We start from the raw sequence: 8,145 nt of genomic DNA, 5'->3' as shown, positions 1-8,145 counted from the left end.
TTCAGGCCCGAGCCGCACACCTTGTTGATCGTCATGCCCGGCACCGCGTTCGGCAGGCCGGCCTTGATCAGCGACTGCCGCGCCGGGTTCTGCCCCGAGCCCGCCGTCAGCACCTGGCCCATGATCACTTCGCTCACCTGCTCGGGCTTCACGCCCGAACGCTCCAGCACCGCGCGAATCACCGTCGCGCCCAGCTCCGGTGCCGCGACCTTCGCGAGCGAGCCGCCGAATTTGCCGACCGCGGTCCGCGCGGCCGATACGATCACTACGTCCGTCATGTTGTGTTCCTGCATTGAAGTCAGTGGGTCGATCCGTGTGCGTGCCCAGGCCCGAACGGCGCATACGCGCCGCGCGGCCGGGAATGCGGTCCAACGGCCGCACGCTTCGCGCGCGCGACGCCTCCGCACGATCGGCCGGAGCCGGTCACGCTGTGGCGGGCAGGCGATTCGTCGATCGCCGCGTGGCACCCGCGGCAACCGGCGCTCGCCCGCGCCGCTCTCGTTCGTATGTGTCGCGCGTGCGCGCGACCCGCTCAGGCGGCCGTGTCGCGCGAGGCTGCTTCCTTGCGCGACACGGCGGCCGTCTGCTTGGCACCGCGCGCCGTCGTTTCGCTGACCGCGTCGAAACCGCTTTGCGCGGCCTCGATCGCCTGCCCCGTCGCGGCGCGCACGGAGTCGGCCGCCGCAGTCGCCGCGGACAGTGCCGAGTTGAATGCGGCGACCACGGCGCCGGAACCGGCCGGCACATGCTTCGTCAGTTCGATGACCACATCCTTCACGCGCTTGTCGGTCTGCTCGTACTGAGCCTGCGCGACCTTTGCCCATTCGGCCTGCGTGGACACCGCGATGTCGAACAGATGGCGGCCGTACGCGACCGCCTTGCCGGCGGCTTCCTGCGGCGCCGCCACCTGCTGCGCGAAACCCGCGACCGGGTTGTTCGCATCGAACGCGTTCTTCAGTTTGTCCTCGTATTCCTCGAGCGCCGTCTTGGCCGCTTGCAGGTTGAGCTCAACCACGGCTTCGAAGCCATTGATTGCCGGACGGGCGATCGCGAACCACGCGGCGACTCCGGACTGGTAATCGGCGGCGAATTTTTCGGGGGCAAAGACGGACATCGGGCACGCTCCTGTTAGCAATGCGAGAGATAACGTAAGAAAAAATGGAAGTCAGATCGGGGCCTGCTCCCTTATTCACGACCCGCAAATCGATTGAATGCGAGATGTCGAGGAAGGCCATTCTAGAGGCATTGATTGCGAATTAAATGTCATTAATGCTAGGTGAAAACCCTTATCGGTAATTTTGACTGAAAGGTAGCGAGTCACAATGCGCCTTAAACCGTGCCGCAAATCCTTATGCCAAAAGGGTTTTTACCTTTTTACAGCATGACGCACATGCTGCAACCGCAAGCTTTACCTCGTCATTATTTCTACTATTAGGAATCGGCGTGTATTGGTTCGCGATGAATTCTTATATGAAATCGTTTTTTCCGCGATTTACTTTGAAATCGTTACCGGGATTATTAATACCAAATTTAATTATCGTATGAATACCGGTTGCACCGATGAAATGCTCAGCCGGCCAACTCGCGATGCAGCGCGAGAAACTCCTGCGCGAGCTTGTGCGCCGGCTCCAGATGAATGAGCGGCTTCGACTGCTGATGCGACTCGCGAATCTTCACCGACGCCGACAGCCGTGACGCGAGCACCGGCAACCCCTCGCCGACGAGTTCGTCGACCAGCCGCTGCGGCAGGCTCGCGCGCGGCTGGAACTGGTTGATGACGATCCCTTCGACTTCGAGCGCTGCGTTGTGGTCCTGCTGGATCTCCTTCACGTTCTCGAGCAGCGTGTACAGCGCACGGCGCGAGAAGTCGTCGCAGTCGAACGGAATCAGGCAGCGCTCGACCGCGATCAGCGCCGAGCGCGTGTAGAAGTTCAGCGCGGGCGGCGTGTCGATGTAGACGGCATCGTATGCGTCGAGCTCGTTCAGCGCGTCGCGCAGCTTGTAGATCTTGTAGCGCGATTCGAGCTTGCCGTGCAGCGTGTCGAGGTCCGGATGCGCGGGCATCACGTCGAGGCCGTCGAACGGCGTCGGATGGATGAACGATGCGACGTCCACCGGCCGGAAGTTGAACGTCAGTGCCGTCTCGAAGAAGTCGGTGGCGCCAGGGTGCGCGGCGGCCGCGCGGTCGCCGAGCAGGTAGCGCGTGGAATTCGCCTGCGCGTCGAGGTCGATCACGAGCGTGCGCAGTCCTTCATTCGCGCTGATCGCCGCCAGGTTGCAGACGATGGTCGACTTGCCCACGCCGCCCTTCTGGTTGAATACGACCCGCCGCATCGTGTCTCCTTCGCTCGAAACGTCGAAGGAACCAGCTTAGCCGGTCAACCGTGGCGGCCGCATGACATCCGTCAGATGCGCGCCGCATGCGGAAGGTCCGGGGCGGCGCGGCGGGTGGACCGGAAATGTCGTCGGCGTACCCGCGCACGGGGAGCGGAAAGAGACGGCGATGTTGCGACGCAACATTCGAACTGCTAAACTACGGGAAAACCCTTATTCAAGCTTGTGAAGGAGTTGTTGTGTACCCCGTATTTTCGTTTCTGATGGATCTGCTGCCGGGCCGCCGCGCCGGTTCGTTTTCGCCGTCGGCAAAAGTGAACCGCGTCACGTTTTCGGGCGCCGTGGACCGCAGCGACGGCGTGATCCTGTCGATTCACGGCGGCGATGCGCTGGTCCGTTGGCCGAAGGGCGGCAAGTCGGTCGAGCGCGTCAGCAATCTGGTCGCGATCGTGACGGAAGCGTAACGAGCTTCGTTTTGGCGCGCGGGGCGCCAGTCGTGCGCGCGGACGCATCAGGCCCGGTCCGGGAAATTCCTTGAGGCCTTTGCCGCCCGGCGGCTTCTCCCCGCGTCGCGCGACGCTTGGGTCGCTCGAATCGCACACGTTCCGCCCGGATCGAAAAAGCCGTAAACGGAAAAAGACCCGAAGATCCAGGCTGAACCGCTGATTCAGCACGGACATTCGGGCCTGTCGTTACGTCGGGAACCGACGTTCGGCTTAGAACGGAATATCGTCGTCCATCTCGTCGAAGCCGCCGCCCGCCGGCGCGCTCGGACGGCTCTGGCCGCCGCCTGCACCGCCGCGCGGCGCACCGCCGGCGCGACCGCCGCCACCGCCGCGTTCCATCTGCTCGCCGCCACGGCCGCCGCCACCACCGTAGCCGCCGCCGTAACCGCCTTCGTCACCGCCGCCACCGCCGCCGCCCGAACCGCCGCGGCCGCCCAGCATCTGCATCTGGTCGGCGACGATTTCGGTCGAGTAGCGATCCTGGCCGTCCTGGCCCTGCCACTTGCGCGTGCGGATGCGGCCTTCGATATAGACCGACGAACCCTTCTTCAGGTATTCGCTGACGATCTCGGCCAGACGGCCGAAGAACGCGACGCGGTGCCACTCGGTCATTTCCTTGAAATCGCCGCTCGCCTTGTCCTTGTAGCGATCGGTCGTCGCGAGACGGATGTTCGCAACCGCGTCGCCGCTCGGCAGGTAACGGACTTCAGGATCGGCGCCGAGGTTGCCGACGAGGATGACCTTGTTGACGGATGCCATGTGTTTCTCCAGTAAATTCGGTGCCGGGCCGCCCGCGCATGTCGTCGGAGCAGCCCGCCGGGCAAGCCGGCAAGCGCTGCCGCTGCGTGCCCGAAAGTAGGTTCAGGCCTTGCGCGGCGGCGCTTTCATGCTGGCCGCGATTATAAGCCACGCCGCCACGAGCCCGGAGCATGCATAGAAGACGGTATTCGCGCCGCCGTGCTTCAGCAGCCAGCCGCCCACGATGCCGCCGAGCGCGAGCCCGATCGATTGCGTGGTGTTGTAGACGCCCGTGGCCGCACCCTTGCGCGAACCGGGCGCGAGCTTCGACACGAGCGACGGCTGCGACGCTTCCAGGATGTTGAAGCCCAGGAAGTACACGAACAGGATCGCCGCCACAATCAGGATGGTATGCGGTGCGCTGCCGAGCAACAATTGGCCGATCAGGATAGCCAGGATGCCGCCGAGCAGCACCGGCTTCATCTTGCCCCGTTTCTCCGCGACGATGATTGCCGGGACCATCATCACGAACGCGAGACCCATCACCGGCAGGTACACCTTCCAGTGCGCGGCGACCGGCAGCCCGCCGTCGACCAGCAGGCGCGGCACGACGAGGAACAGCGCGGTCTGCGTCGCGTGCAGCACGAGCACGCCGAAGTTCAGGCGCAGCAGTTCGCCGTTGTGCAGCACTTCGGCGAACGGCGCCGGCACGTGCACGGGCTTCGCCGCGTCGGGCACGACCCACATGACGACGCCGATCGCGACGATCGACAGCACGCCGACGATCGCGAACAGCCCGCTCATCCCGACCCAGTGGAACACGATCGGCGCGCCGACGATCGCGACCGCGAACGACACGCCGATCGACCCGCCGACCATCGCCATCGCCTTCGTGCGGTTCTGCTCGGAGGTCAGGTCCGCGATGAACGCGAGCACCGCCGACGACACGGCGCCCATCCCCTGGATCACGCGGCCGACGATGATCCACGTGATGTCGTGCGCGAACGCGGCGACGAAGCTGCCGAGCGCGAAGATCAGCAGCCCCGTGGCGATCACGGGCTTGCGGCCGAACCGGTCCGACGCCCAACCGTAGAAGATGTACAGCAGCGATTGCGTGACGCCGTACGCCCCGAGCGCGATCCCGACGAGCAGCACGTTGTCGCCGCCCGGGATGGTTTTCGCGTAGACCGAGAACACCGGCATGATCATGAACAGGCCGAGCATGCGCAGCGCGAAGATCGCCGCGAGCGACGTGGTCGCGCGCAGCTCGGGCGCAGTCATGCGGGAAGACGTGGCGGACGGATTGGACATCGGGAATGAATTTCGAATGATCGGAATGTCCGCCCGGCGGCGGGCGGCGAAGATCAGGGCCACCGGCCCGGCGGACGCGCTCCGGGGTGCTTTCCGGCACGCCGTGCAGGCAGCCTGCGGGCCGCCTCGAGCCGGGCGGCGCGGGCCGCTTTCACCGGCGTGGGCACCGCCTTGCTGCCAGCTGCTGCAAAGGCTGGGGGCCCCCAACGACGGCCTCGAAAAGCCGTTATAGTAGCAGGTTTGGTTCCCTCCATTTTCGCCAGGTTCATGGAACAGATCCGTATCCGTGGGGCACGCACCCACAACCTGAAAAACGTCAATCTCGACCTGCCGCGCCACAAGCTGATCGTGATTACCGGGTTGTCCGGGTCGGGCAAGTCGTCGCTCGCGTTCGACACCCTTTATGCCGAGGGCCAGCGCCGCTACGTCGAAAGCCTGTCCGCGTACGCCCGCCAGTTCCTGCAGCTGATGGAGAAACCCGACGTCGACCTGATCGAAGGCCTGTCGCCGGCGATCTCGATCGAGCAGAAGGCGACGTCCCACAACCCGCGTTCGACCGTCGGCACCGTCACCGAAATCCACGACTACCTGCGACTTTTGTTCGCACGCGTCGGCACGCCGTATTGCCCGGACCACGACATCCCGCTCGAGGCGCAGAGCGTGTCGCAGATGGTCGACGCGGCGCTCGCGCTGCCCGAGGAAACCAAGCTGATGATCCTCGCGCCCGTCGTCGCGAACCGCAAGGGCGAGCACGCGGAGCTGTTCGAGGACATGCAGGCGCAGGGTTTCGTGCGCTTTCGCGTACGCTCGGGCGGCGGCACCGCGAACGAAGGCGTCGCGAAGATCTACGAGGTCGAGTCGCTGCCGAAGCTGAAGAAGAACGACAAGCACACGATCGACGTCGTCGTCGATCGCCTGAAGGTGCGCCCGGACATGAAGCAGCGCCTCGCGGAATCGTTCGAGACGGCCCTGCGCCTCGCCGACGGCCGCGCGATCGCGCTCGAGATGGACACCGACCGCGAGCACCTGTTCAGTTCGAAGTTCGCGTGCCCGATCTGCTCGTACTCGCTGCAGGAGCTCGAGCCGCGGCTGTTCTCGTTCAACAACCCGATGGGCGCGTGCCCGGAATGCGACGGCCTCGGCCAGATCACGTTCTTCGACCCGAAGCGGGTCGTCGCGCATCCGTCGCTGTCGCTTGCCGCGGGCGCCGTGAAGGGCTGGGACCGCCGCAACCAGTTCTACTTCCAGATGCTGCAGAGCCTCGCGGCGTTCTACGAATTCGACATCGACGCGGCGTTCGAGGATCTGCCCGAAAAGATCCGCAAGGTGCTGCTGTACGGTTCCGGCAAGCAGACGATCCCGTTCTCGTACATCAACGAGCGCGGCCGCACGACGATCCGCGAGCACGTGTTCGAAGGGATCATCCCGAACCTCGAGCGCCGCTACCGCGAGACCGATTCGGTCGCGGTGCGCGAAGAGCTTGCGAAATACCAGAACAACCAGCCGTGCCCGTCGTGCGACGGCACGCGGCTGCGCCGCGAGGCGCGCCACGTGCGCGTCGGCACCGGCGACTACGCGCGCGGCATCTACGAAATCAGCGGCTGGCCGCTGCGCGACGCGCTCGGCTATTTCGACGGGCTCACGCTCGACGGCGCGAAGCGCGAGATCGCCGACAAGGTGATCAAGGAAATCGTCGCGCGCCTGACCTTCCTGAACAACGTCGGGCTCGACTACCTGTCGCTCGAGCGCAGCGCGGAGACGCTGTCCGGCGGCGAGGCGCAGCGCATCCGGCTCGCGTCGCAGATCGGCTCGGGCCTCACCGGCGTGATGTACGTGCTCGACGAGCCGTCGATCGGCCTGCACCAGCGCGACAACGACCGGCTGATCGCGACGCTCAAGCACCTGCGCGACCTCGGCAACTCGGTGATCGTCGTCGAGCACGACGAGGACATGATCCGCACCGCCGACTACGTCGTCGACATGGGCCCCGGCGCGGGCGAGCACGGCGGCGTCGTGGTCGCCGAAGGCACGCCGAAGCAGGTGCAGTCGAACCCGCAATCGCTGACGGGCCAGTACCTCGTCGGCAAGCGCACGATCGAGTATCCGGACGAGCGGATCGCGCCGGATCCCGACCGGATGCTGCGCATCGTCGACGCGCACGGCAACAACCTGAAGCACGTCGATCTCGAGCTGCCGGTCGGCCTCTTGACCTGCATCACCGGCGTATCTGGCTCCGGCAAGTCGACGCTGATCAACGACACGCTGTATCACGCGGTCGCGCGCCACCTGTACGGCTCGTCGGCCGAACCGGCGCCGCACGAGGCGATCGAGGGCCTCGAGCACTTCGACAAGGTGATCAACGTCGACCAGTCGCCGATCGGCCGCACGCCGCGCTCGAACCCGGCCACCTACACGGGCCTGTTCACGCCGATCCGCGAGCTGTTCTCGGGCGTGCCGACCGCGAAGGAGCGCGGCTACGATCCGGGCCGCTTCTCGTTCAACGTGAAGGGCGGCCGCTGCGAGTCGTGCCAGGGCGACGGCGTGCTGAAGGTCGAGATGCACTTCCTGCCGGACGTCTACGTGCCGTGCGACGTGTGCCACGGCAAGCGCTACAACCGCGAAACGCTCGAAGTGCAGTACAAGGGCAAGAACATCAGCGAAGTGCTCGACATGACGGTCGAGCATGCGTACGAGTTCTTCAGCGCGGTGCCGGTCATCGCGCGCAAGCTGAAGACGCTGCTCGACGTCGGCCTCGGCTACATCCGCCTCGGCCAGTCGGCCACGACGCTGTCGGGCGGCGAGGCGCAACGCGTGAAGCTGTCGCTGGAGCTGTCGAAGCGCGACACGGGCCGCACGCTGTACATCCTCGACGAGCCGACCACCGGCCTGCACTTCCACGACATCGCGCTGCTGCTCGAGGTGATCCACCGGCTGCGCGACCAGGGCAACACGGTCGTGATCATCGAGCACAACCTCGACGTGATCAAGACGGCCGACTGGGTGATCGACCTCGGCCCCGAAGGCGGCGCCGGCGGCGGCCAGATCATCGCGCAGGGCACGCCCGAGCAGGTCGCGAAGACCAAGGCGAGCTTCACCGGCAAGTACCTCGCGCCGCTGCTCAAGCGCCCGACCCGCAAGGCGGCGGCCGGCTGACGGCGGCCGTTCCCGCGCGCGGCTGCCCGGGCCGCGCGCGTCCGGCGCCCGCAGCGGCGCCGGTGTCATCGTTTTCCCTTCCGCGGTTTTCCCCCTCTGCGTT

7 protein-coding genes are annotated in these 8,145 nt (G+C 65.7%); 2 read left to right on the top strand and 5 right to left on the bottom strand.

The annotated features are described in order from the left end of the window. The 3 genes from BSE24067_RS28400 to BSE24067_RS28390 form a co-directional block, all read right to left on the bottom strand. Positions 1–278, bottom strand: a 278-nt coding sequence (locus BSE24067_RS28400) for a thiolase family protein (protein WP_477021222.1), incomplete at its 3' end; no start/stop codon positions are given. A gap of 254 nt (positions 279–532) precedes the next feature. Then, the gene (gene phaP, locus BSE24067_RS28395; protein WP_151068748.1) at positions 533–1,114 is read right to left on the bottom strand and encodes a TIGR01841 family phasin; all 582 of its coding nucleotides are present in this window, start codon (positions 1,112–1,114) and stop codon (positions 533–535) included. 455 nt (positions 1,115–1,569) lie between these two features. Next, positions 1,570–2,334 (bottom strand): ParA family protein, encoded by a 765-nt coding sequence (locus BSE24067_RS28390; RefSeq protein WP_151068749.1) that lies wholly within the window; start codon positions 2,332–2,334, stop codon positions 1,570–1,572. A gap of 239 nt (positions 2,335–2,573) precedes the next feature. Here BSE24067_RS28390 and BSE24067_RS28385 point away from each other — a divergent pair, with 239 nt between their 5' ends. After that, positions 2,574–2,798 (top strand): hypothetical protein, encoded by a 225-nt coding sequence (locus BSE24067_RS28385; protein WP_151068750.1) that lies wholly within the window; start codon positions 2,574–2,576, stop codon positions 2,796–2,798. A gap of 252 nt (positions 2,799–3,050) precedes the next feature. Here BSE24067_RS28385 and BSE24067_RS28380 read toward each other — a convergent pair whose 3' ends face one another. Further along, positions 3,051–3,599 (bottom strand): single-stranded DNA-binding protein, encoded by a 549-nt coding sequence (locus BSE24067_RS28380; RefSeq protein WP_059464499.1) that lies wholly within the window; start codon positions 3,597–3,599, stop codon positions 3,051–3,053. 102 nt (positions 3,600–3,701) lie between these two features. Further along, positions 3,702–4,889: an MFS transporter gene (locus BSE24067_RS28375; protein ID WP_151066184.1), complete on the bottom strand. Its 1,188-nt coding sequence runs from the start codon at positions 4,887–4,889 to the stop codon at positions 3,702–3,704. A 267-nt stretch (positions 4,890–5,156) separates the two neighbouring features. Here BSE24067_RS28375 and uvrA point away from each other — a divergent pair, with 267 nt between their 5' ends. Further along, a complete protein-coding gene (uvrA, locus tag BSE24067_RS28370; protein ID WP_151066185.1) occupies positions 5,157–8,042 on the top strand; it encodes an excinuclease ABC subunit UvrA in 2,886 nt (961 codons plus the stop codon). Positions 8,043–8,145 lie beyond the last annotated feature (103 nt).

This window comes from Burkholderia latens, assembly GCF_902499045.1.
Lineage (GTDB): Bacteria > Pseudomonadota > Gammaproteobacteria > Burkholderiales > Burkholderiaceae > Burkholderia > Burkholderia latens.
This window is presented reverse-complemented; position numbering and strand designations above follow the sequence as displayed.

Coding starts and splice junctions, on each gene's coding strand:
- phaP (WP_151068748.1), bottom strand. CDS start 1,114: ATGTCCGTCTTTGCCCCCGAAAAATTCGCCGCCGATTACCAGTCCGGA.
- BSE24067_RS28390 (WP_151068749.1), bottom strand. CDS start 2,334: ATGCGGCGGGTCGTATTCAACCAGAAGGGCGGCGTGGGCAAGTCGACC.
- BSE24067_RS28380 (WP_059464499.1), bottom strand. CDS start 3,599: ATGGCATCCGTCAACAAGGTCATCCTCGTCGGCAACCTCGGCGCCGAT.
- BSE24067_RS28375 (WP_151066184.1), bottom strand. CDS start 4,889: ATGTCCAATCCGTCCGCCACGTCTTCCCGCATGACTGCGCCCGAGCTG.
- uvrA (WP_151066185.1), top strand. CDS start 5,157: ATGGAACAGATCCGTATCCGTGGGGCACGCACCCACAACCTGAAAAAC.